This window comes from Streptomyces sp. NPDC101194, from assembly GCF_044767885.1.
In the GTDB taxonomy this organism is placed as follows: domain Bacteria; phylum Actinomycetota; class Actinomycetes; order Streptomycetales; family Streptomycetaceae; genus Streptomyces.
Genome location: NZ_JBIWOS010000001.1, coordinates 690,959 through 714,133, shown reverse-complemented (window position 1 = coordinate 714,133; position 23,175 = coordinate 690,959). Strand labels below are relative to the sequence as shown.

15 protein-coding genes, 3 tRNA genes and 1 pseudogene are annotated in these 23,175 nt (G+C 71.1%); 9 read left to right on the top strand and 10 right to left on the bottom strand.

Annotated features, from left to right (window positions below; genetic code table 11):
- The first annotated feature begins 71 nt into the window (after positions 1 to 71).
- Together ACIRP2_RS03100 and ACIRP2_RS03095 are read left to right on the top strand one after the other, a co-directional pair.
- Positions 72 to 1,109: a rod shape-determining protein gene (locus ACIRP2_RS03100; RefSeq protein WP_404245944.1), complete on the top strand. Its 1,038-nt coding sequence runs from the start codon at positions 72 to 74 to the stop codon at positions 1,107 to 1,109.
- 22 nt (positions 1,110 to 1,131) lie between these two features.
- A complete protein-coding gene (locus ACIRP2_RS03095) occupies positions 1,132 to 2,742 on the top strand; it encodes a GAF domain-containing protein (protein ID WP_404245942.1) in 1,611 nt (536 codons plus the stop codon).
- Here ACIRP2_RS03095 and ACIRP2_RS03090 read toward each other — a convergent pair.
- Positions 2,720 to 3,151 (bottom strand): Lrp/AsnC family transcriptional regulator, encoded by a 432-nt coding sequence (locus ACIRP2_RS03090; RefSeq protein WP_351075681.1) that lies wholly within the window; start codon positions 3,149 to 3,151, stop codon positions 2,720 to 2,722. The two genes, ACIRP2_RS03095 and ACIRP2_RS03090, sit on opposite strands and share 23 nt — an antisense overlap.
- On the opposite strand from ACIRP2_RS03090, the pseudogene ACIRP2_RS03085 reads away from it, so the two are divergent.
- The 3 genes and pseudogenes from ACIRP2_RS03085 to ACIRP2_RS03075 all read left to right on the top strand — a co-directional run.
- Positions 3,142 to 4,046: pseudogene (locus ACIRP2_RS03085) on the top strand (MFS transporter); the annotation flags it as partial. The gene ACIRP2_RS03090 and the pseudogene ACIRP2_RS03085 overlap by 10 nt on opposite strands.
- 130 nt (positions 4,047 to 4,176) lie before the next feature.
- Positions 4,177 to 5,637, top strand: a complete 1,461-nt coding sequence (locus tag ACIRP2_RS03080) for an acyl-CoA synthetase (RefSeq protein WP_404245939.1) — start codon at positions 4,177 to 4,179, stop codon at positions 5,635 to 5,637.
- Positions 5,630 to 7,006, top strand: a complete 1,377-nt coding sequence (locus ACIRP2_RS03075) for a carboxyl transferase domain-containing protein (protein WP_404245937.1) — start codon at positions 5,630 to 5,632, stop codon at positions 7,004 to 7,006. The genes ACIRP2_RS03080 and ACIRP2_RS03075 overlap by 8 nt, the downstream gene beginning before the upstream one ends.
- 117 nt (positions 7,007 to 7,123) lie before the next feature.
- On the opposite strand, the gene ACIRP2_RS03070 is transcribed toward ACIRP2_RS03075, so the two are convergent.
- The 7 genes from ACIRP2_RS03070 to ACIRP2_RS03040 form a co-directional block, all read right to left on the bottom strand.
- Positions 7,124 to 8,398 carry an MFS transporter gene (locus tag ACIRP2_RS03070; protein ID WP_404245935.1) on the bottom strand — a complete coding sequence of 425 codons (1,275 nt, stop codon included), beginning with the start codon at positions 8,396 to 8,398 and terminating at the stop codon, positions 7,124 to 7,126.
- 112 nt (positions 8,399 to 8,510) lie between these two features.
- Positions 8,511 to 10,394, bottom strand: a complete 1,884-nt coding sequence (locus ACIRP2_RS03065; RefSeq protein ID WP_404245933.1) for an ABC transporter ATP-binding protein — start codon at positions 10,392 to 10,394, stop codon at positions 8,511 to 8,513.
- Positions 10,395 to 10,521: 127 nt separating this feature from the next.
- Complete coding sequence (locus ACIRP2_RS03060; RefSeq protein WP_404245931.1) at positions 10,522 to 10,737, bottom strand: hypothetical protein; 216 nt, start codon at positions 10,735 to 10,737, stop codon at positions 10,522 to 10,524.
- 1,167 nt (positions 10,738 to 11,904) lie between these two features.
- A complete protein-coding gene (locus tag ACIRP2_RS03055) occupies positions 11,905 to 12,447 on the bottom strand; it encodes a hypothetical protein (RefSeq protein WP_404245929.1) in 543 nt (180 codons plus the stop codon).
- 730 nt (positions 12,448 to 13,177) lie between these two features.
- Positions 13,178 to 13,251, bottom strand: a tRNA-Ile gene (locus tag ACIRP2_RS03050).
- A 233-nt stretch (positions 13,252 to 13,484) separates the two neighbouring features.
- Positions 13,485 to 13,557: transfer RNA gene (locus ACIRP2_RS03045), tRNA-Asn, on the bottom strand.
- Positions 13,558 to 13,562: 5 nt separating this feature from the next.
- Positions 13,563 to 13,635, bottom strand: a tRNA-Asn gene (locus ACIRP2_RS03040).
- A gap of 192 nt (positions 13,636 to 13,827) precedes the next feature.
- Here ACIRP2_RS03040 and ACIRP2_RS03035 point away from each other — a divergent pair.
- The 4 genes from ACIRP2_RS03035 (at position 13,828) to ACIRP2_RS03020 (ending at position 19,530) form a co-directional block, all read left to right on the top strand.
- Positions 13,828 to 14,127 (top strand): YtxH domain-containing protein, encoded by a 300-nt coding sequence (locus ACIRP2_RS03035; RefSeq protein WP_404245927.1) that lies wholly within the window; start codon positions 13,828 to 13,830, stop codon positions 14,125 to 14,127.
- 123 nt (positions 14,128 to 14,250) lie between these two features.
- Complete coding sequence (locus ACIRP2_RS03030; RefSeq protein ID WP_404245925.1) at positions 14,251 to 15,696, top strand: FGGY family carbohydrate kinase; 1,446 nt, start codon at positions 14,251 to 14,253, stop codon at positions 15,694 to 15,696.
- Between the two features lie 163 nt (positions 15,697 to 15,859).
- Positions 15,860 to 17,593, top strand: a complete 1,734-nt coding sequence (locus tag ACIRP2_RS03025) for an ABC transporter ATP-binding protein (RefSeq protein WP_404245923.1) — start codon at positions 15,860 to 15,862, stop codon at positions 17,591 to 17,593.
- Positions 17,593 to 19,530, top strand: a complete 1,938-nt coding sequence (locus ACIRP2_RS03020; RefSeq protein WP_404245920.1) for an ABC transporter ATP-binding protein — start codon at positions 17,593 to 17,595, stop codon at positions 19,528 to 19,530. Before ACIRP2_RS03025 ends, ACIRP2_RS03020 begins: the two co-directional genes overlap by 1 nt.
- A gap of 203 nt (positions 19,531 to 19,733) precedes the next feature.
- On the opposite strand, the gene ACIRP2_RS03015 is transcribed toward ACIRP2_RS03020, so the two are convergent.
- Together ACIRP2_RS03015 and dnaG are read right to left on the bottom strand one after the other, a co-directional pair.
- The gene (locus ACIRP2_RS03015) at positions 19,734 to 20,837 is read right to left on the bottom strand and encodes an RNA polymerase sigma factor (protein WP_404245918.1); all 1,104 of its coding nucleotides are present in this window, start codon (positions 20,835 to 20,837) and stop codon (positions 19,734 to 19,736) included.
- A 290-nt stretch (positions 20,838 to 21,127) separates the two neighbouring features.
- Positions 21,128 to 23,035 carry a DNA primase gene (dnaG, locus tag ACIRP2_RS03010; RefSeq protein WP_404245915.1) on the bottom strand — a complete coding sequence of 636 codons (1,908 nt, stop codon included), beginning with the start codon at positions 23,033 to 23,035 and terminating at the stop codon, positions 21,128 to 21,130.
- Positions 23,036 to 23,175: the final 140 nt, after the last annotated feature.

The following is a 23,175-nucleotide window of genomic DNA, read 5'->3' as shown; positions in this document are numbered from 1 at the left end:
CGAACGGCGCACGATGCCAGGAGAGCCGGCTGCCGCCGGTACCCCCATCCGCGCACCCGGGAGAACCCGCCGTGACCGTCAGCCTCGAGCAATTGCGCCGTTGCCATGTCGCCGTCGACCTCGGGGCCGCCCGGACCCGTGTGTACGTCAAGGGACTCGGGCTCGTCGTCGACGAACCGAGCGCCGCCGCCGTGAACACCCGTACCGGCTCACTCATCGCCGTCGGCGAACTCGCCGAACAGATGACGGGCCGCACCCCCGACTACATCCGGGTGCTCCGCCCGGTGACCGGCGGAACGGTCATCGACATCGACATGGCCCAGCGCATGCTCCGCCAGCTGCTCGGCGAGAAGCTCCGCCGCCAGCTGCGCCGCAAGCCCCGGCTGCGGGCCGCCGCCTGCACCCCGCACGACAGCGATCCGCTCGCCCAGCGGGCCACCGTCGAGACCCTGGTCGGGCTGGGCGCCCGGCGGGTCGAGCTGGTCGACACACTGATCGCGGCGGCCGTCGGCTGCGGGCTCCCCGTCGAACAGCCGACCGCCTCCATGATCATGGTGTGCGGGGCGGCGACCACCCAGATCGCCGTGCTCTCCCTCGGTTCGATCGTGACCGCCGTACGCATCCCGATCGGGGGCGACGCCATCGACCACGCGGTGATCCAGCATCTGCGCCAGCACCACGAGCTGATGCTGCCGAGCCAGTCCGTACGCCCGCTGCAACTGGCGCTCAGCGGCAGCGGTCTGACCGCGCACGGACCCGCCACGACCGAGATCCACGGCCGTGACGTGGCGACCGGCCTGGCCCGCTCGGTGCACGTCGACACCGCGGCCGTGCGCCAGGCCATCCATGCGCCGCTGACCGCGGTGCTCGACGGCCTCGGCAAGATCCTGCGGGACTGCCCGCCCGACCTGGTCGCCGACATCGCCGACTGCGGAATCATGATGGTCGGGGGCAGCGCGCTGCTGCCCGGTCTCGACCACATGCTGCGGGAGGCCACGGGCGTGCCCGTACACATCGCGGAACGGCCCGACGTCTCCTCCGTGCTGGGACTCGGCGCGATGCTGGACGGTCAGATCCAGCCGCTGGTCCTCGACCCGCTCGCCTGCTGAACACCCCCGAGGGGTGCGGCGCATGACCGAAGACGCGGCGGACACAACCGCGGAACCCTCGGGCGAGGGTACGGCCGGCCCGTCCGGCACCGCGCCGTCGCCCCGGCTGCCGGTGCTCCTGGAAGCGGTGCTGAGCGTCGGCACCGATCTCGAACTGCGGGCCACCCTCCAGCAGCTCGTGGACACCGCCACGGCACTGACCGGCGCCCGGTACGGCGCACTCGGCGTGCTCGATCCCGAACTCGGCACCATCAGCGAGCTGTTCACCTCGGGCCTCGACGACGAGGAGCGCCGGCGCATCGGCCGCCTCCCGGACGGACACTCGGGGCTGCTCGGCATCCTCATCGACGAGGCGCAGCCGCTGCGCTGCGACGATCTGTCCGCCGATCCGCGCTCCTGCGGGGTGCCCCCCGGCCATCCGCCCGCGCACTCCTTCCTCGGGGCGCCGATCCGGGTGCAGGGCCAGGTCTTCGGGAATCTCTACCTCACCGAGAAACGCACCGGCCGCTTCACCGACACGGACATGGCACTGCTGCGGGTGCTGGCCTCGCAGGCCGGAATCGCGATCGGCAACGCCCGGCTGTACGAGGCGGCCCGGCAGCGGGAGCGCTGGATCGAGGGGGCGGCCGCCGTCACCACCACCCTGCTGACGGGCGGGAACGCGGCCGACGCGCTGATGACCGTCGCCGAAGCGGCCAGAACGCTCGCCGACGCCAGTGCCGGGGTGATCCTCCAGCCGACCGAGGAGGGCGGGATGGAGATCGTCACCGCGTCCACGCGCGACGACCCGGCCGGGATCGTCGGTACGACCATCGAGCCCGGCTCCGCCGTTCTGGTCCAGCTGCTGGGCGGGGAACCGGTGTTCATCGAGGACTCGGCGAGCGACCCCCGGATGACGACGCATGTGCGGTCGCGGTTCGGCCCCAGCATGATGCTGCCGCTGCAGAGCGGCGGGCGACTGATCGGCACTCTCGCCCTGCCCCGGCGGCGCGGTGCCCGCCCCTACACCGCCGTGGACCGGCAACTGGCTTCGCAGTTCGCCTCGCAGGCCGCGCTCGCCCTGGTCCTGGCGGACGCCCAGCACAACCGGGAACAGCTCGCGGTGTACGAGGACCGGGACCGGATCGCCCGGGATCTGCACGACCTGGTCGTCCAGCGGCTGTTCGCGACCGAGATGATGCTGGAGTCGACCCGCCGCCGGACCACCGCCCCGGAGACCGACGAGCTGCTCGGCAGGGCCGTCGACGAGCTGGACTCGACCATTCAGGAAGTACGGACGGCGATCTTCGCCCTCCAGCAGCCGCCCGCCGAGTCCCCCGCGACCTTCCGCGGACTGGTGCTGCGGGAGACCGGGGGCGCCGCGGCCGTCCTCGGCTTCCAGCCCTCGGTGCACTTCGACGGGGCGGTCGACGCCCTGGTCCGGGAGCCCGTGGGCCGGCAGCTCCTCGCCGCGCTGCGCGGCGCGCTCGCCGCCGCGCACCGGCGGCCGGGGGTGTCGGCCATCGAGGTGGAGGTGGACGCGACGACGGTGCTGCCGGACGGAAGGCCCGCGGTCCGGCTGGCCGTGGCCGACGACGGCCGCGACGAGGACGGCTCGCGCTCGTCGACCGTCATCTGGCAGGCGCCGCTCTGAGCGCGATGCGGGTGTTGGAGTGGGCGACACCGGCTTCCCGCTTCAGCCTGCGCAGCAGTCCGTCCAGGGCCGCGGTGTCGGCGACGGTGGCCCGTACGAGATAGTCGTGGCCGCCGGTCACATGGATCACCTCGGTGATGCCGGGCAGAGCGAGCACCGACCGTTCGAACACCTCGTTCGTCGTGTCGATCCGCAGCGTCACATCGATGAAGACGACCAGGCCCGTGCGGGTGTCGGCGGCAGGATCGATGATCACGGTGAAGCCGCGGATGACCCCGTCGCGCCGCAGCCGCCGCACCCGGTCGGCCGCGGCGTTCGCGCTGAGACCCACTCGCACACCCAGATCGCGGTACGAGATCCGGGCATCCTCCTGCAGGATGCCGAGGATTTCCCTGTCCAGCCGGTCCATACTGCGATTGTCGCAGCTATGTCCGATTCATGGCTTCGCACGTCGCGTCCGGAGCCGGTGCCGGCCGTTCGCCGGGCCGGATCCCGGGCGAGCTCACCGACGGATACGGTGCGCGGCTGATGTTCCCGCTGGTCCAGGCGCTGACCGTCGTGCCCGTGCTGCTGATCCCGGCGAGGGACTCCTACGACGCGATGCTCGTCGTGGGCTTTCTGCTGGGCCTGGGCGGTACGACGTTCGCGATCGGCGGCGCTCGTGATGTACGCGGTGCTGGTCGCCGACCGCCCGGACCGACCGGTGCCGACCGGCTCACCGGCCCACCGGCTGGGTGCGGCGGGGCGGCTGCCGGTCACGGGGAGCTGTCGGCGCCGTATGCGATCGGCTTCGGCGGAATGGTCGCGTTCGGTGTCTACCTGCCCACGTATCTGAAGACCTGGTACGGCCTCCCGCCGACCGACGCCGGAACGAAGGCGGCCGGCTTCGCCCTGGTCACGGTCGTCCTCCGGCCGCTCGGCGGCCGGCTGTCGGACCGCGCCCACCCGGCCCTGGTCACAGCGGCGGCGCTCGGCCTGGCCGCCCTGACGGCGATCGTCCAGGCCTTCGACCCGGCACCGGCGCCGGGCGGCACGATCGCGCTGCTCCGCATGGCGGCGGGCCTGGGCACGGCGAGCGGCAGCGTCTTCGCCCTGGTCTCGCAGGTGACACCGCAGGCGAAGGTGGGCAGCGTACGGGGATCGTGGGTGCGACGGGGGGCCTGGGCGATTTCGTACCACCGCTCGTGATGGGGGCGATCCACAGCGCGAAGGGGTCGTACTCGATCGGTTTCATGCTGCTGTCGGATCTGGCGCCGGCGGGGTGCGCGTACGCGTACGGACGCATGCGGGGCCTCCAGCGGGAGTGGGGCCCGGCCCCACGGGTGCGGGCACTCCACAGCGCCACGGACGCGGGCGTCGTCGACCGACGACGACACCGCACCGCAGTCGCGGAACGCCGCAAGCCCGCTCCCTGTCGTGGGGTGGGCCGTTAGGGTGCGGTGGGTGACTCCTCTCCTGTGCGTACCGGCCGACGCTTCCGTCCGGGAGGCCACCCGGTTCGGCGAACACTCCATGACCTACGCCCGGCTGGCCACCGCCTCCACCGCGCTCGCCGCCCGTCTGGCCGGCGCCGGACGGGTCGCCGTCTGGGCCACACCCACGCCCGGGACCGTGGTCGCCGTCGTGGCGGCGCTGCAGGCCGGGGTACCGGCGGTGCCGCTCAACCCGAGGACGGGGACGCGCGAGCTCGAACACATCGTGGCCGACAGCGAACCGGACCTGGTGCTGGCCGGGGCGGGGGACGTGCTCCCGCCGGCGCTGGCCGCCCTGGAGCGCATCGACGTCGACACCGCCCCGGCCGTCGAGGAGGGCGCCGCGCTCCCCGAGCCCTCCCCCGAATCCCCCGCGCTGATCGTCTACACCTCCGGCACCACGGGCCCGCCCAAGGGGGCGATCCTGCCGCGCCGGGCCATCGCCGCGTCACTGGACGCGCTGGAGGACGCCTGGCAGTGGACCGGCGACGACGTGCTCGTCCACGCCCTGCCGCTGTTCCATGTGCACGGTCTGATCCTGGGCGTGCTCGGTCCGCTGCGCCGTGGCGGATCGGTGCGGCACCTGGGCGGGTTCTCCATCGACAAAGTGGCCCGGGAGCTGTCGTCCGGCGGCACCATGCTCTTCGGCGTGCCGACCATGTACCACCGGCTGGCCGAGGCCCTCGACGCCTGTGGCCCCGGCGCGGCCGGGCTGGCGAAGGCACTGGCGGGGGCCCGGCTGCTGGTGTCCGGGTCGGCCGCGCTGCCGGTCCACGACCACGAGCGGATCGCGGCGGCGACCGGTCGCGGGGTCATCGAGCGGTACGGCATGACGGAGACCCTGATGAACACCGGCGTCCGGGCCGACGGCGAGCCGCGCCCCGGCACGGTCGGCGCGCCCCTGCGCGGCGTGGAACTCCGTCTGGTGGAGGAGGACGGCACCGTCCTCACCGACCCCGACGCCATCGGCGAGATCCAGGTGCGCGGCCCGAACCTCTTCACCGGCTATCTCAACCGCCCCGACGCCACGGCCGCCGCGCTCACCGGGGACGGCTGGTTCCGGACGGGGGACATGGCCACCCGTGACCCCGACGGCTATGTACGGATCGTCGGCCGGAAGGCCACCGATCTGATCAAGAGCGGCGGGTACAAGATCGGCGCCGGTGAGATCGAGAACGCGCTCCTCGATCACCCGGGCGTCCGCGAGGCCGCCGTCACCGGTGAGCCGGATCCGGATCTGGGCGAGCGGATCGTCGCCTGGGTGGTGCCGGCCGACCCCGCCGCGCCCCCGGCCGAGGACGAACTCGCAGATCATGTGGCCGCCCAGCTGGCCCCGCACAAGCGCCCGCGCACGGTCCGCTATCTGGAGGCGCTGCCCCGCAACGACCTGGGCAAGATCATGAAGCGGTCGCTCGGTGTCTGAGCGGCTGACGGCGCGGGCGGCGATCGCGGCCGTCACCACCGAGTTCGAGGAGCTCACCCCATCCGTCGCACCCGGCCCCGCCGGGGACGGCCCCCTCTCCTGGGCCGGGTACGCGGACTCCCGGGCCCGCGCCGCCGCCCGTACCGGCGAGGCGGAGTCGGTCGTCCACGGCCTGGCCTCCGTGGGCGGCATACGTTGTGTCCTGGTCTCGTTCGAGTTCGGTTTCCTGGGCGGCTCGCTGGGCCGGTGCACCGGGGACCGGCTGGAGGCCGCCTACGAGGCCGCCCGGACCTCGGGACTTCCGCTGGTCTCGCTCATCGCGACGGGCGGCAGCCGGATGCAGGAGGGCATGGTCGCCCTGACCCAGCTGCAGCGCGTGGCCCGCGCCTCGGCACGGCTGCGGGCGGCCGGTCCCGCGCAGCTCGCGGTTCTGCGCGACCCGACGACGGGCGGCGGCTGGGCCACGCTGGGGGCCGGCGCCGATGTGATCCTGGCGCTGCCGGGCGCCCAGGTCGGGTTCGCCGGTTCCCGGGTGCGGCCCGTGGACGCGGATCCGCAGGCCTACACCGCCGAGGGCCAGCTGGCCGCGGGCCAGATCGACGCGGTCGTCCCCCGGGCGGAGCTCCCGCGAACGGTGGCCGGCTGGCTGCGGGCACTCCAGGCCGGCGGTTCCCGGCCCCCCGAACCCGCTCCCGTGCCGGACGCCCTGCGCGCCACGGACCTCCCCGTGACCGGCTGGGACGCGGTCCGGCAGGCCCGCTCCCCCTCCCGGCCCCGCGCGGAGGCGTATCTGGACGCGTACTTCGACCAGTTGCTGCCGCTCAGCGGCGACCGCTGCGGTGGTACGGATCCGGGGCTGCGCTGCGGTTTCGGACGGCGCGACGGGCGGACGATCGCGTACGTCGCCCAGTGCGGCACCGCGACCCGTCCGGCCGGCTACCGCACCGCGGCCCGGGTGATCCGGCTGGCCGACCGGCTCGGCGTTCCCGTGCTCACCCTGGTCGACACCCCGGGCGCGGCGAACGACGCCGAGGCGGAACGGGCGGGCGCGGGCGCGGCCATCGCGGACGCCTTCGCGGCGATCGCCGGGGCCGGGGTCCCGGTCACGACCCTGGTGATCGGCGAGGGCGGTTCGGGCGGCGCACTGGCGCTCGCGTCACCGGAGAACACCCATGTCACCCGGGACAGCTATTTCTCGGTCATCGCCCCGGAACTGGCGGCGGCGATCCTGAAGCGCGGTCCGGACGAGGTGCGTGCCACCGCCGACCAACTGCGACTTCGTCCCCAGGACCTGGTGGAACTGGGCGTCGCCCGGAGCGTCGTGGGGCCCCGGCCGTCGCAGGACTGGGGCTCAGAGCCTGTCGGATGACCTCCGACCGGGTGGCCACGCCCCGGCACGCACGCTTCCCGCGTTGTCGTCGGTCGCCGTGGAATCGCACGCACCAGACCGCGTCCGCCATCCGATCCGAGGTCACCCGACAGGCTCTCAGGGCTGCGGGTTCTTCGCGTCGTACCGCGCGAATCCGCGCCACCGCAGCCCCAGCAGTGCCACCGCGACGACACACGCGATCCCGCCGCCGGTCACCGCCACGCCCGGCGTGGCCAGATCCGCGACCGATCCGGCCACGAAGTCCCCGAGCCTCGGTCCACCCGCCACGACGACGATGAACACGCCCTGCAGCCGTCCTCGCATCTCGTCCGGAACGGCCGCCTGGAGCATGGTGTTCCGGAAAACCATCGAGGTGTTGTCCGCGCATCCGGCGAGCGCCAGGAGAATCAGCCCGAGCCAGAGCTGGCGGGTCAGGCCGAAAACCGCGATGGCGGTGCCCCAGCAGGCGACGGCGACGAGCACGGCGAGTCCGTGGCGGCGGACGCGTCCCAGCCAGCCGGAGAACACCCCGGCGAGCAGCGCCCCCAGCGCCGGAGCGGCGACCAGCAGTCCGGTGGTCTTCGCGTCTCCGCCGAACCAGACGACGGCGACCACGGGGAACAGCGCCCGGGGATGGGCCAGCACCATGGCGCACAGGTCGGTGAGGTAGGTCATCCGCAGATTGGGTCTGGCCCCCAGGAACCGCAGCCCTTCCGCGACGGACGCCCGTTTCTCGCCCGCGCCCTCCTCGCGCTGCGGGAGCATCGAGGGCAGCCGCCACATCGCGTACAGCGAGGCGGTGAAGGTGAGGGCGTCGACGGTGTACGCGGCCCGGTACCCCCACCAGCCGACGACGAGCCCGCCGAGCATCGGTCCGACCAGCGTTCCGGTGGTGCTGGTCATGGAGGTGAGCGCGTTGGCGGCGGGCAGCTGCTCGGCCGGCAGCAGCCGGGCGATCATCGAGCTGCGGGCCGGTGCGTTGAGCGCGAAGCAGGCCGCCTGCAGGGCGACGACCGCGTACAGCAGCCCCACCTGTTCCACCCCGGCGACGGTGGCGGCGACCAGTGCGACGGAGAGCAGGAACGACCCCGCGGAGCTGGCGAGTCCCAGCTTGCGCCGGTCGATGGTGTCGGCGACCGCACCGCCGTACAGCCCGAAGACGACCATCGGCAGGAACGAACAGAACCCGATGAGCCCGACCGAGAAGGCGGACCCGGTGATGTCGTAGACCTGGAGCGACACGGCGAGCGCCGTCATCCCCTGCCCGATCCAGGAGACCGTGTTCCCGAACCAGAGCCGCCGGTAGTCGGCGGAGGTCCGCAGGGGTGTCAGGTCGGCGAGTATGCGTGCGCGGCGCAGGGGTTCTTCGGCTGTCTCGGCTGTTTCGGTCACAGCGGATGGTAGCGACCGGCGGTCCGGCCCACCATCGGATACCGGCCGTCCCGGGCCGTCCTTCCCATCGGGACATGCGACCGCTCACGCGGTCCGGGCCGCTCCGGTCCGGCTACCGCCAGTGGATTCCCGTCGGACGGGCCGGCTGGTACACCGTGCCGTTCGCAGGTTGGGCACGGCGCTCGAACAGGGTGGCGTACAGCCCCTTCCGGCCCAGGAGTTGGGTGTGCGTGCCCGACTCCACCAGGCGTCCCTCGTCCAGCACCAGGATGCGGTCGGCGTCCGCGGCGAGGGCCAGATCGTGTGTGATCACGATGGTGGTGCGCCCTTCGGCGAGACGCCGCAACGGGGCGATGATCCGCTGCGCGGCCAGTCTGTCCAGTCCGGTGGTGGGTTCGTCGAGGAGGAGGACGGGTGCGTCGCGCAGCATGGCGCGGGCGATCGCGATGCGCTGCAACTGGCCTCCGGAGAGCCGTGAGGTGCCCGTGGATATGACAGTGTCATATCCTTCCGGCAGAGTACGGATGAACGCGTGGGCGTCGGCCGCCTTCGCGGCCTCCACGACGTCACGGTGGCTCACATCGGTGCGCCCGCAACCGATGTTCTCCTCGATGGTGTCGTGCAGGACGAGCGTTTCCTGGGGCAGCAGCGTGATGTTGCGGCGCAGGTGGGTCAGCGGCAGCCGGTCCACTGACACACCGTCCAGCCGGATGCTGCCGGAGTCCGGGTCGTAGAACCTCAGCAGCAGGGCCGCCAGGGTGGACTTGCCGGCGCCGCTGGGGCCGGTGATGACCAGCAACTCCCCCGGGCTCGCGGTGAACGAGAGGTCCCGCAGCACCGGCTCGGTGCCGCCGGGGTAGTGGAAGAGGACCTCTCTCGCCTCCACCTCACCGAGCGCCCGGCCGCGGGGCGGGGCCGGAGCGAAGGCGGCCGGATCGGTGACGGCGGGCCGGGCGTCGAGGATCTCCAGCAGCCGTTCGGCTCCCGCGGTCGCGGCGGTGGCCGTCAGGCCGAGCTGCCCCAGGGAGCGGATCGGCGGATAGAGGTAGCCGATGAAGGCGGCGAAGGCCAGGAGCTGCCCGAGGGTCATCCGCCCCGCGGCAATCTCCCACGTCCCGAGGCCGATGATGGTCAGGACGCACAAGGTTTCGAGGACTTCGACCAGTTGCTCGTAGAACTCGGTGAGACGGACGGCCTTCACCGACGCCCTCAGCCGGATGCGCGCCTTGCTGAGGAGCCGCGCCTCCTCGTCCTGCTGCCGGTTGTACGCCTGGGTCATGACGACATTGACCAACGTCTCCTCGACCACCGCCGTGATGGCACCGTCCGCCGCGCGGCCCCGCCGGGAGACCGCGCGCAGCGGGCCCGCGAATCGGCGGGTCGTGAACCAGAAGAGCGGCACCATCACGAAGGTGGCGAGAGCCAGGTCCCAGCGCAGCCACAGGGCGGCGGCGGCGTAGAAGAGCGTGCTGAACAGGGCCGAGGCCGCCCCGACGATGCCGGAGACCACGAGCGCCTCGATGGCCTCCACGTCGCCCGTGAGCCGTTCCACCAGGTCGCCGCGGCGATTGCGTTGGAAGAAGTGCGGCGGGAGCGTCTGGAGGTGACCGAAGACACGGGCCCGCAGCCGTAGGACGAACCGCTCGGCGACCCAGGCCGCGAGCGAGTGGCCGAGATATCCCACCACGGCGCCGATGACGGCCACGGCGAGCCACTGACCGGCGGGTTTCCAGAAGGCGCTGACCGATCCCTTCTGCAGAGCGGAGTCGGTGAGTTCGGCGAAGAGCAGAACCGTGATGGTCTCGGCGATGGCCGCCAGGACGGCACACAGGAGGATGAGGACGAGCCAGCGCCGGTCACCCCTGGTCAGAGGCCAGAAGCGCCGGAACGCCACGAGAACACTGATGGGGTCGGTGCGGATCGGTACATCCGTCACCGACTCCTGAGAACTCTCCTCGGAGGGCACTTGGCCCGGGAGCGAGCTGCGCAGGCGCATGGCGTCACGTCACAGATGTGCTCGGACTATGGACCATCTCCATAGGCGCGGACCCCGAAACCGCGAGGCCGACCCGCGCCCGGGCGCGGGTCGTCCTCGATTCGGGGATGGAGTCAGGGATGTCGGGTCAGAAGTAGCCGCCGCCGTAGCCGCCGCCATAGCCGCCGCCGTAGCCGCCGCCGCCGTAGCCTCCGCCGCGTCCGCCGCGTCCGAAGCCTCCGCCGCGTCCGCCACGTCCGTAGCCTCCGCCGCGTCCGCCGCGTCCGAAGTCACCGCGTCCGCCACGTCCGCCGCGTCCGCCGCGGCCCCTGCCACCGTGGTCGAAGATGTTGCTGACCTTCATCTTCGCCTCCTTTGGAGGATGTCGCTGTGCCGCGCCTTGTTCTTGCTGCGGCACTTTCGACACTACGACGGCCCCCCACAGCCAACAAGTCGTACAAGCCTCAATCCAGATAAAACTCACGAAATACCCGAAACCATCAGAGCGTTGCCATGAGTGACTCCATGAACACCTCGCCAGGAGACGGACCGATTCCTTGCGTGAAGGTCGCGGGCGACGGGCCGCGCACGACGGATACGGGCGACGGGGGCCACGGGTCGCCACGGCCCTTCGCGTCCATGCCCGTCACATACAAGGGAGGCTGCCCGCACAAGCCCTGACGGCGCGGGAGACCGAGCTGACGACCCGCCGGGACGTGGCGCGACCACTTGATCCCACTCCAGGGCCATGGCGAGGGCCCCCACGGAATCCATGAGGGCCCTGTCCCCTGCGTACGCGCAGGTCATATCGTTTCCGCCGGATCAGCAGCAGTTAGGCGGGTGGGACTCGACGAGTCCATTCGAGTGACACGTCTCATCTACGAAGTGACCGAAGGAGCGGACATGTCCATCCGTCTCCATCCGGCCGCATCCCCCTCGATCCTGCTCGATCGGAAGCGGTTGGGCGTTCGCAGCACCGGTTCCTCCCCGCCCCACACACCCTCGGCCCCCGAGAAGTACGGGGGATCTCGGCTCCCGGGCCGACGGATCACCCCGGGGCTGCGACGGGCTTCATGAGCCCCGGCCCGCGCGCGGCTACGTTCCGTAGCGGACGGCTCCACGGCGGAAGCATCGGGGCGGGGTCGGCAACGCGCACCGGTCCGGGTCTCGGTCGTACACCGGACCATCCCCGCAGGGGCGGGGGCGACACTGATCGGCGGGCCGCGAGCTCGGCCAAGCGGCCCGTCCGCAGGGGCAAGCGCTTTCTCCGATGCCCTCCACGACGGCGCCGCTGTCGAGGAGCAAGAACAGGCGGTCGTAGTACACCGTGGCAACGATCCGACCGTCACCGCTCAGGGGATTCGGGATCACTCAGAGCGAGGCGGTGACTCGGAATCACACAGAGGGTCGCCCGGTCCAGCTGGGCACGGAGGCCTACGTGACCCCCGCGTACTCACCATCACATCCCACCCCGTGGCAAGCCGCACGCCGAGGCCCACCACTGGGGCGCGGCGGTGGGCCCGTGACCGGCCTACCCGGCGGGTGTCAGTCGTTGCTTGGCGGCGGAGACGATGTGGCGGTGGGTCACCCGAGCGCACTCGTGCCAGAACGGTGTGGCGGTCAGGTACGCGCCGAGTACGGAAAGAGTGCCGAGGGAGACATCCACGCTGAGGCGTCCTTGCTTGGCCCAGTAGACGTCCTGCAGATCGAGGAGCAGGGCGAATTCGTCGGCGATGAGGGCGGTTCCCGCGCCGTAGGCCGCGGCGACGGCCGGGTGGCCGACGGCGCGCTCGTCGCCGCGTACGGCGATGACGCCGATGCCGGCGAGGATACCGATGCCGAAGTTGTAGTGGTGCACGTGCCGGCCACCGGCGGAGACGTTCCCCCAGGGCAGCCATCCGCCGCGGATGCCGTGGGTGATGGTCCGCACGGTTCCCCACGTGACGCCGAAGGCGATCCACGTCACGATCAGTGATCTTTTCGTGGGGGTGAGGTTCTGGTCTGCGGATGCGCGCCAGCGTGCGACGAGCGACGGCCGGGACCGGTTCAGTTGTTCCGAGGTGTCAGTGACCATGGGGGTAACCTCCCGGGTTCGGCGCAGATTTGCGTTCTGCTGCGCGGTGCAGTCGACCGGAGTGGATGAATCCGTCGTGACGCCGTGCTCGTTCGGCGAGGGACGCCGTTCCTGCTGCCCGCGAAATCACCAGGCGCACTGAAAGCCCACCCCCAACTCCGCCCCACAGCAACCGCAGCGGGCCGAATGGAAGACGCCTCGCCCGACCGACTCCGGGCCGGCGGTGATCAACCCGTCGAGCAGCACCGGACCGGTCTCGGGGCCGGCCTCCGGCGGCCCCGGGTACCCACGCACCACACACCGGTGCGGAAGGCTCTGGTGCAGCGCCGTACCGCTCCTGCGGGGGTCAGGATCGCTCCTGTCGTGGTGGCCGCGGCGATCGATGCTGCGTGGTGGAGCGTCAGTTCTCGATCAGGATGGCTGCGAAGCCGGACAGTGCGTCACGGGGGCCTTTCCCCTTTGGCGAGGCGCCAACCACACCACCGTCCAGCAGCGGCCCCGAACCGGTGGACGGCAGGCCGATCGGCCGCGTCTGCATCGGCTGACGCAGAGAGGGCTGTGCGACCCGCTGTTCGAGGGAAGCCCTCGGCGCGCCTCGCCGACTCCGCTGACACTTCGGGCGAGCATGGGGCGAGCCGGCGATCACGAGGCTCGACCGAAAAGGCCCCCGTGTCGGCGGGGGCCTCCCTGTCGTTCCAGGTCAGAACGATTCTGTCGAACTGTCGACGTGTGGGGCGGGTGGGACTCGAACCCACGGCCGACGGATTATGAGTCCGCTGCTCTAACCGGCTGAGCTACCGCCCCTTTTCGGCGTGGCGCGTACAAGTGTGCGCGCCGTCTGCCGCAGCATAGCCGGTCATACGATCTCTCGCTCCGGATGGTCGGCTTCACCTGCCCATGTAGACCGCATCGCCCCCTGCCCGGTTCCGGATGGAGCCGAGTACACGCGAAAGAGTCACGTGAACCCCACCCGCACCACGGAGACGAGCAGCCTCGGGCACACGAAAAAGGACCCCGCAGGGTCCTCTTCCGTTCCGCTCCCCCGACTGGACTCGAACCAGTAACCCTCCGGTTAACAGCCGAATGCTCTGCCAATTGAGCTACAGGGGATCGCGCTCCCCCGACTGGACTCGAACCAGTAACCTGCCGGTTAACAGCCGGCTGCTCTGCCAATTGAGCTACAGGGGATTGCTGCGTTTGCACCGAACCCTACCTGCCTGGCTCTGCCGGGCGGCGCGCGTTCGCTGCGACACATACATTAGCGCAAGCAGGGGGGTGCTTTGCCAATCGGTATCGCCGGGGGTGATCCCGGGTGCCCGCGGGTAGGCGGGCAGCACACGTCAGACTGAGCGTCGCACTGAGCAAGGAAGGGTGGCAGCCATGCGGTACCGGCTCACGTTCATCGCCGGACTGGCTCTCGGATACGTGATCGGCACGCGGGCCGGGCGCGAGCGCTACGAGCAGATGAAGAAGTCCGCACGCCAGTTCGCTCAGAATCCGGCCGTGCGCAACACCGCCGAGTCCGCGGCACAGAGCGGCCGCGACCTGGCCGGCAAGGCGTACCGCGCGGTGAGCGACAAGGTCGGCGAGAAGGTGCCCGCCTCGGTGACCGACCGGGTGCGCTCCCTGCGGGACCGCGGCCGGAACGGCGAGGACGACTGGGGCACCAGCAACACATAGGGCCTCTTCCGGATCCTGCCGGGCCCGACGGGTCCGGCACCGCGCCCCGCGGCGCAGGATCCGCCCGCGCACTGCCGCACCACCGGTACGGAAAAGCTCCGGCGGTGCGGCAGAATCTTGGGCATGGGCATAGTCGCCGGCTTGGACAGTTCTTCGGCCTTCACGCACATCGTGGTCTGCGATACGGACACGGGCGCCGTGCTGCGCCGGGGGTACGCCGCACACCCCGTCGAGGCGAAGGCCACCGAGGTCGACCCACAGGCATGGCTGCTCTCGCTGGGTGAGGCCGCCACCGACGGACTGCTCGAAGGCGTGCAGGCCATCGGCGTCTCCGCGCAGCAGCACGGTCTGGTGCCGCTCGACCACCAGGGCAATCTCGTGCGTCCGGCGCTGCTCGGCAACGACAAGAGGGCACAGGTCGCCGCCGCCGACCTGATCGACGCACTCGGCGGGCGGCAGCCCTGGGCCGAGGCGGTCGGCATGGTGCCGCAGGCCGCGCAGCCGGTGTCGAAGCTGCGCTGGCTGGCGCGGACCGAGCCGGAGGCGGCCCGGCGCGTGGCCGCGGTGCTGCAGCCGCACGACTGGCTGGTGTGGCAGCTGCTGGGACGGCCGGTCCGGCGGACCACCGACCGCGGCGCCGCGTCCGGCACCGGCTACTGGTCGGCGGGCAACGGCACCTACCGGCCCGACCTGCTGGAGCTCGCGCTCGGCCACGAGGCCGCGCTGCCCGAGGTGCTCGGCCCCTCCGACACGGCCGGGACGACGCCCGAGGGGCTGCTGATCTCCGCGGGGACCGGCGAGACGATGGCGGCGGCTTTCGGGCTGGGGGTCGGGGTCGGCGACGCGGTGGTGTCGCTGGGCGCTTCGGGTTCGGTCATGGCGGTTCACCACGAGGCGCTCTCCGATCCGAGCGGAATGATCACCTCGTTCGCGGACGCGACCGGGATGCATCTGCCGGTGGTGCACACGTCGAACGCGGTGCGCGCCCTGCGCGGGACCGCCGAGATGCTGGGCACGGAGGGCCTGGAGGAGCTGTCCGCGCTGGCGCTGAAGTCGACACCGGGCGCCTCCGGGCTCGTGCTCCTGCCGTATCTGGAGGGCGAGCGCACCCCGAACCTGCCGCACACGGCCGGGACGCTGTGCGGGCTGCGGCGCGAGTCGATGAAGCCGGAGCATCTGGCGCGGGCCGCCTTCGAGGGGATGCTGTGCTCGCTGGCCGACGCACTCGATGTGCTGCGCGGCCGCGGCGTGGAGGTGCGGCGGGTGTTCCTGCTGGGCGCGGCGGCCGAACTGCCCGCCGTGCAGGGGCTCGCGCCCGCGCTGTTCGGGACGCAGGTGGTCGTGCCGCAGCCCGCCGAGTACGCGGCACTGGGCGCGGCCCGGCAGGCTGCGTGGGCGCTGGGGGTCTCGCAGGGGACGGCCGATCCGCACACTCCCCCGGCCTGGCAGGGGGCCGCGGCGCAGGTCCTGGAGCCGGGCGAGGAGCTGGCGGTCGGGCAGGCGGTGCGCCAGCAGTACGTGGCGACGCGGGACCAGATGCATCCGGGGGCGTTCGACTCCGCGCCCTGATCCGCACACCCCGGGTGACGACCGGGTACCCGTGAGGCCGCTCCACGGCACGTGTACTCGGTCTGTTTTTTTACTCGGTCTTGAATAAAAACGTTCGCGGTCGCAGCGCGCGGTGCCGGAAAATGGGTCGCCTCCCGACCTCTGCCGACTCCGAGAGACACGCGTGCTCATAAAACTACTGCGGGCCTATCTCGGTCCGTACAAGAAACCCATCCTGCTCCTGGTCCTCCTCCAACTCCTGCAGACCTGCGCCACCCTCTATCTGCCCACCCTGAACGCCGACATCATCGACAACGGTGTCGTCAAGGGGGACACGGGGTACATCCTCGAGTTCGGCGGCATCATGATCGCCGTCAGCATCGTCCAGGTGCTCTGCAACATCGGGGCCGTCCACTACGGCGCCCGCACCGCCTCCGCCCTCGGCCGCGATGTCCGGGCGTCGGTTTTCGACCGGGTGCAGTCGTTCTCGGCGCGTGAGGTCGGACGGTTCGGCGCCCCCTCGCTGATCACGCGGACGACCAATGACGTCCAGCAGGTCCAGATGCTGGTGCTGATGACGTTCACGCTGATGGTGTCGGCGCCGATCATGTGTGTCGGCGGCATCATCATGGCGCTCGGCCAGGATGTCCCGCTGTCCGCGGTGCTGCTCGCGGTGGTGCCGGTGCTCGGTATCGCGGTGAGCCTGATCGTGCGGCGGATGCGCCCGCTGTTCCGCACGATGCAGGAGCGGCTCGACACGGTGAACCGGGTGCTGCGCGAGCAGATCACCGGCAACCGCGTCATCCGGGCCTTCGTCCGGGACGGTTACGAGGAGGAGCGGTTCCGCGGCTCCAACACCGAACTGACGGATGTGGCGCTGTCCACGGGCCGACTGATGGCTCTGATGTTCCCCACCGTGATGACGGTCGTGAACGTCTCGTCGATCGCGGTGATCTGGTTCGGCGCCCAGCGCATCGACAGCGGCGGCATGGAGATCGGCGCGCTGACCGCGTTCCTCGCCTATCTGATGCAGATCGTCATGTCGGTGATGATGGCCACCTTCATGTTCATGATGGTGCCGCGCGCCGAGGTCTGTGCCGAGCGCATCCAGGAGGTCCTGGAGACCGAGTCCAGCGTGGTCCCGCCCGTCAAGCCGGTCCGCAAGCTGCTCGCCCGCGGTCATCTGGAGGTGCGCGGCGCGGACTTCCGCTACCCGGGCGCCGAGGAGCCGGTGCTGCGGGCGGTGGATCTGGTGGCCCGCCCCGGCGAGACCACCGCGATCATCGGGTCGACGGGCAGCGGGAAGTCGACGCTGCTCGGCCTCGTACCCCGGCTGTTCGACGTGACGGACGGCCAGGTGCTGGTCGACGGCACGGATGTGCGGACGCTGGAGCCGACGCTGCTGGCGAAGACCGTGAGTCTCGTACCGCAGAAGCCGTATCTGTTCTCCGGGACGGTCGCGACGAACCTGCGGTACGGAAACCCGGACGCGACCGACGAGGAGCTGTGGCACGCGCTGGAGGTCGCGCAGGCCAAGGAGTTCGTCACGGCGCTGGAACACGGTCTGGACGCGCCGATCTCGCAGGGCGGCACCAATGTGTCGGGCGGGCAGCGGCAGCGTCTGGCCATCGCCAGGACGCTGGTGCAGCGCCCGGAGATCTATCTCTTCGACGACTCGTTCTCCGCGCTCGACTACGCCACCGACGCCGCGCTGCGCGGGGCGCTCTCGCAGGAGACGGCCGAGGCGACCGTGGTGATCGTGGCGCAGCGGGTGTCCACCATCCGCGACGCGGACCGCATTCTGGTGCTGGACGAGGGCCGGGTGGTCGGCTCCGGCACCCATCACGAGCTGATGGACGGCAATGAAACGTACCGGGAGATCGTGCTCTCCCAGCTGACGGAAGCGGAGGCCGCGTAATGGCCGGGCCTGGCGGACGCATGATGGCGGGCGGGGCGCCGACCGACCGGTCCATGGACTTCAAGGGGTCGACGAAGCGGCTGCTGAGACGGTTCTCGGCGGAGAAGACCTCGCTGTACGTGATGCTGGTGGCCTGCGCGCTGAGCGTCGGCCTGTCGGTGATCGGGCCGAAGATCCTCGGCCGGGCGACCGACCTGGTCTTCGCCGGGGTCATCGGCCGGAGCCCGGAGATGCCGAAGGGGGCGACCAAGGAGCAGGTCGTCGACGGCCTGCGCGAGAGCAACAGCGGCCTGGCCGACATGCTCTCCAAGGTGGACTTCGTCCCCGGTCACGGCATCGACTTCGGCGCGGTGGGCGACGTACTGCTGGTGGCGCTGGCGGTCTATGTCGGCGCCGGTCTGCTGATGCTGGTGGCGACCCGGCTGTCGATCCGGATCATCAACCGGGTCATTTTCCAGCTGCGCGAGGACATCCAGACGAAGCTGTCGCGGCTGCCGCTGTCGTACTTCGACCGGGCCAAGCGCGGTGAGGTGCTCAGCCGGGCGACCAACGACATCGACAACATCTCGCAGACGATGCAGCAGACGATGGGCCAGCTCATCAACTCGCTGCTCACCATCGTCGGCGTGCTGATCATGATGTTCTGGGTCTCGCCGCTGCTGGCGCTGGTCGCGCTGGTGACGGTGCCGCTGTCGGCGTTCGTGGCCGCGAAGGTCGGCAAGCGCTCGCAGCCTCAGTTCGTGCAGCAGTGGAAGGTGACGGGCAAGCTCAACGCCCACATCGAGGAGATGTACACCGGGCACACCCTGGTGAAGGTCTTCGGCCGGCAGGACGAGTCCGCGCGGGACTTCGCCGAGCAGAACGAGGCGCTGTACGAGGCCGGTTTCAAGGCGCAGTTCAACAGCGGGATCATGCAGCCGCTGATGATGTTCGTCTCCAACCTGAACTATGTGCTGATCGCCGTGGTGGGCGGTCTGCGGGTCGCTTCGGGCTCGCTGTCGATCGGCGATGTGCAGGCGTTCATCCAGTACTCCCGGCAGTTCTCGATGCCGCTGACGCAGGTCGCCTCGATGGCGAACCTGGTGCAGTCGGGCGTCGCCTCGGCCGAGCGGATCTTCGAGCTGCTGGACGCCGAGGAGCAGGGCGCCGACCCCGCGCCCGGCGAGCGGGAGCGCCCCGAGGAGCTGCGGGGCAGCGTCTCGCTGGAGAAGGTGTCGTTCCGTTACGACCCGGAGAAGCCGCTCATCGAGGATCTGTCGCTGAACGTCGAGCCGGGTCACACGGTCGCGATCGTCGGCCCGACCGGGGCGGGCAAGACCACGCTGGTCAATCTGCTGATGCGGTTCTACGAGGTGACCGGCGGCCGGATCACGCTGGACGGCGTCGACGTGACGAAGATGTCCCGTGACGAGCTGCGGCGGGGCATCGGCATGGTCCTCCAGGACACCTGGCTGTTCGGCGGTTCGATCGCGGACAACATCGCTTACGGCGCGTCCCGCGAGGTCACCCGCGAGGAGATCGAGGAGGCGGCGAAGGCGGCCCACGCCGACCGGTTCGTCCGCACCCTGCCGGACGGTTACGACACGGTGATCGACGACGAGGGCTCCGGGGTCAGCGCGGGCGAGAAGCAGCTGATCACCATCGCGCGGGCGTTCCTGTCCGACCCGGTGATCCTGGTGCTCGACGAGGCGACGAGCTCCGTCGACACCCGTACCGAGGTGCTGATCCAGAAGGCGATGGCGCGCCTGGCCCACGGCCGTACGAGCTTCGTGATCGCGCACCGGCTCTCCACCATCCGGGACGCCGACGTCATCCTGGTGATGGAGAACGGCTCGATCGTCGAACAGGGCACCCACGACGAGCTGCTGGCCGCCGAGGGCGCCTATGCCCGGCTGTATTCGGCGCAGTTCGCGCAGGCGGTCGCCGAGGTCGACTGACGCGAGCGCGGCATGTGACGGGGCCCGTACCGCCGGTCGGCGGTACGGGCCCCTTTCGTCCGGGGCCGTCCGCGGCCCCGTCGGTGCCGGAGGCCGGCAAGGGCGATGGCTGCCGCGACGCGCTGCGGGCGGCGGCGGGTGACGGACCGTCCGTTCCCGGGCGGCGGCTCCACGGAGCCGACCCGTCCGTCCACGGTGCCCGGTCAGTCGAGGTAGCCGCGCAGCTGGTCGGCGAAGGCGTGGTCCCGCAGCTTGTTGAGGGTCTTGGACTCGATCTGGCGGATGCGTTCGCGTGTCACGCCGAAGATCCTGCCGATCTCCTCGAGCGTGCGGGGCCGCCCGTCGGCCAACCCGTAGCGCAGCTGGACCACCTTGCGCTCACGCTCGTTGAGGGTGGAGAGCACCGCTTCCAGATGTTCGCGCAGCAGCAGGAACGCGGCGGACTCGACCGGGGACGCGGCATCGCCGTCCTCGATCAGATCGCCCAGTGCGACGTCCTCCTCCTCGCCGACCGGGGCGTGCAGCGAGACGGGTTCCTGGGCGAGCCGCAGGACTTCGCCGACCCGCTCCGCGGTGAGGTCGAGCTGGTCGGCGACCTCCTCGGGCGTCGGCTCGCAGCCACGCTCCTGGAGCATCCGGCGCTGGACCCGTACGACGCGGTTGATGAGTTCGACGACATGGACGGGGACCCGTATGGTCCGCGCCTGGTCGGCGAGGGCGCGGGACATGGCCTGACGGATCCACCAGGTCGCGTACGTCGAGAACTTGTACCCCCGGGCGTAGTCGAACTTCTCGACCGCCCTGATGAGTCCGAGGTTTCCCTCCTGGACCAGATCGAGCATCGTCAGCCCGCGGCCGACATAGCGTTTGGCGACGGAGACGACGAGGCGGAGGTTGGCCTCGATGAGCCGGCGCTTCGCCATCCGCCCCATGACCACCAACCGGTCCAGGTCGACGGCCAGTCGGCTGTCCGGGTCCGGAGTACTCGCGAGCCGTTCCTCGGCAAAGAGACCCGCCTCGACCCGGCGGGCGAGCTCCACCTCGTCGGCGGCGGTGAGCAGCGGGATCCGGCCGATCTCCCGCAGATACTGGCGGAAGAGATCGGAGGACGGACCGGCCGTCTCCGGTCGGCCCCGCGGCTCCGGAGGGTCGGGCGCCTCCGGTGGCTCCTCCATGAGTGCCTCAGGTGGGTCGGGGGGGTCGGACGGTTTCTGCGGCTCCACCACGGCCTCCGGATGACGCACGGCCCGGTTCTGCGCGGGGATGGCCGAGACATGCTCGGTTTCGGTCAGGGTCCGGGTCTGCACGGGGGCGACCTCCAGGTGATCGCTGCCGGATCGCGGGGATGGCGGACCACGGTCCGGTGGACCGGCCGCGCTCCGATGACTCAGGCGCCGCCCCCCAGTGTGGGGGAAGACACATCGCTGCCACGAGGGGCGTGCGGGGACTTTCTGAGTCCGGTCCGTGACCGAGCGGTTACGCGGACGGGGAGGGGCGGGAGTTTCGAGCCCGCCCGGCGACGGACGGCGCCGCGGCGGCCGAACACGCCCGGCGCGCCGTCACCGCGGCGCCGCCGGAACCTCGCCCGGACCCCGGGTCAGAGCGCGTCGGCGCCGTTGTTGCGCAGCGACTCGGCGTACTGCTGGAGAACCCAGACCTCGTTCTGCGCGGCGGCCAGCTGGTCGGGGGCCACATTGCTGCCGAGGCGGGCAAGGCTGCCCTGGACGTCGTTGATCCTGCGGTCGACGGCGCGCAGCCGGACCTGGACGAGCTGCATGCCCGCGTAGGTCTCGTCGATGCTCTTGCCGTGGAAGACCTCGACGGCCAGCTCGGTGACCAGATTGCGCACCGTGTCGTCGGGGGCCGCGTCCAGGACCTGGACCAGGTACTCGCGGGTCTCGGGGACGCCCATCTCGGCGCCGCCCGCCTCCGCGATGCACTGCCGGACCCTGGCGTACGGCGGGGCGGTGAACTCGTCGACCCCGTAGGCGTCGAAGGCCGGAGAGACCAGAGCGGGCTTCTGCAGCGCGAGCTTCAGCAGCTCGCGCTCGGTGCGGTGGGCGGGGCTGCGGAGGTTGAGGGCGGGGCCGGAGGGGGCGGTCGGCGCCTGGACCTGCTCGTGCCGGGGGCCGCCGCGGGGCGGGGCCTGCGCGGCGCCCCGCTGGTCGCCCCGCTCGCGGGCCCAGCGGGCGAGCTGGCCGACGCGCTTGACCACGAACTGGGTGTCCAGGATGCCGAGCATGCCGGCCAGCTGGACGGCCACCTCGTGCTGCGAGGAGCTGTTCTTGATCCGGGCGACGACGGGCGCCGCCTCGTCGAGCGCGGCACCGCGGCCCGCCGGGGTCTCCAGGTCGTACCGGCCGACGATCTGGCGGAGCGCGAACTCGAAGAGCGGGGTACGGGGTTCGACCAGATCGCGCACGGCCTCGTCGCCCTTGACCAGGCGCAGATCGCACGGGTCCATGTTGTCCGGGGCGATCGCGATGTACGTCTCGGCGGCGAACTTCTGGTCGTCCTCGAAAGCGCGCAGGGCGGCCTTCTGCCCGGCCGCGTCGCCGTCGAAGGTGAAGATCACCCGCGCGCTGCCGTTGTCCATCAGGAGACGGCGCAGGATCTTGATGTGGTCGCCGCCGAACGCCGTGCCGCAGGTGGCGATGGCGGTGGTGATCCCCGCGAGATGGCAGGCCATGACGTCGGTGTAGCCCTCGACGACCACGGCCCTGCTGGCCTTCGCGATGTCCTTCTTCGCCAGGTCGATGCCGTACAGCACCTGGGACTTCTTGTAGATCGCGGTCTCGGGGGTGTTGAGGTACTTCGGTCCGTTGTCGTCGTCGCGCAGCTTGCGGGCGCCGAAGCCGACGACATCGCCGGAGGTGTCGCTGATCGGCCACATCAGCCGGCCGCGGAAGCGGTCGATCGGGCCGCGCCTGCCGTCCTGGGAGAGGCCGGAGGTGATCAGCTCCTTGTCGCTGAAGCCCTTGCCGCGCAGATAACGGGTGAGGTGGTCCCAGCCCGCCGGGCTGTAGCCGACACCGAAATGGGCGGCCGCCGCCTGGTCGAAGCCGCGCTCGGCGAGGAACTTGCGGCCGATCTCCGCCTCGGGGCTGTCCAGCTGCTCGACATAGAACCGGGCGGCCACCTTGTGCGCCTCGACCAGCCGGATACGCTCGCCGCGCTGGTGGGAGGGGTTGTACCCGCCCTCCTCGTAGCGCAGGGTGATGCCGGCCTTGGCGGCGAGCCGCTCGACCGTCTCGGAGAAGGAGAGATGGTCGATCTTCATCACGAAGGCGATCGTGTCACCGCCCTCCTGGCAGCCGAAGCAGTGGAAGAGACCCTTGCTCGGGCTGACCTGGAAGGAGGGGGACTTCTCGTCGTGGAACGGGCAGAGCCCCTTGAGGTTGCCACCGCCCGCGTTGCGCAGCTGGAGATACTCGGAAACGACGGCGTCGATCGGGACCGCGTCCCGCACCGCCTTCACGTCGTCGTCATTGATCCTGCCTGCCACGGGTGAAGTCTACGGGTGGGGTACGACAGCCGTGCCGCGTGCCGATGTGATCCGGGGAACCCGGGGACGAGGGCGCATGCCGCGTGCGGTGCGGCCGGACGCTCCCGTCCGGGACCACCGACGAGGCGGCCGGCCGTTGT

Coding starts and splice junctions, on each gene's coding strand:
- ACIRP2_RS03095 (WP_404245942.1), top strand. CDS start 1,132: ATGACCGAAGACGCGGCGGACACAACCGCGGAACCCTCGGGCGAGGGT.
- ACIRP2_RS03090 (WP_351075681.1), bottom strand. CDS start 3,151: ATGGACCGGCTGGACAGGGAAATCCTCGGCATCCTGCAGGAGGATGCC.
- ACIRP2_RS03065 (WP_404245933.1), bottom strand. CDS start 10,394: ATGCGCCTGCGCAGCTCGCTCCCGGGCCAAGTGCCCTCCGAGGAGAGT.
- ACIRP2_RS03060 (WP_404245931.1), bottom strand. CDS start 10,737: ATGAAGGTCAGCAACATCTTCGACCACGGTGGCAGGGGCCGCGGCGGA.
- ACIRP2_RS03055 (WP_404245929.1), bottom strand. CDS start 12,447: ATGGTCACTGACACCTCGGAACAACTGAACCGGTCCCGGCCGTCGCTC.
- ACIRP2_RS03035 (WP_404245927.1), top strand. CDS start 13,828: ATGCGGTACCGGCTCACGTTCATCGCCGGACTGGCTCTCGGATACGTG.
- ACIRP2_RS03030 (WP_404245925.1), top strand. CDS start 14,251: ATGGGCATAGTCGCCGGCTTGGACAGTTCTTCGGCCTTCACGCACATC.
- ACIRP2_RS03020 (WP_404245920.1), top strand. CDS start 17,593: ATGGCCGGGCCTGGCGGACGCATGATGGCGGGCGGGGCGCCGACCGAC.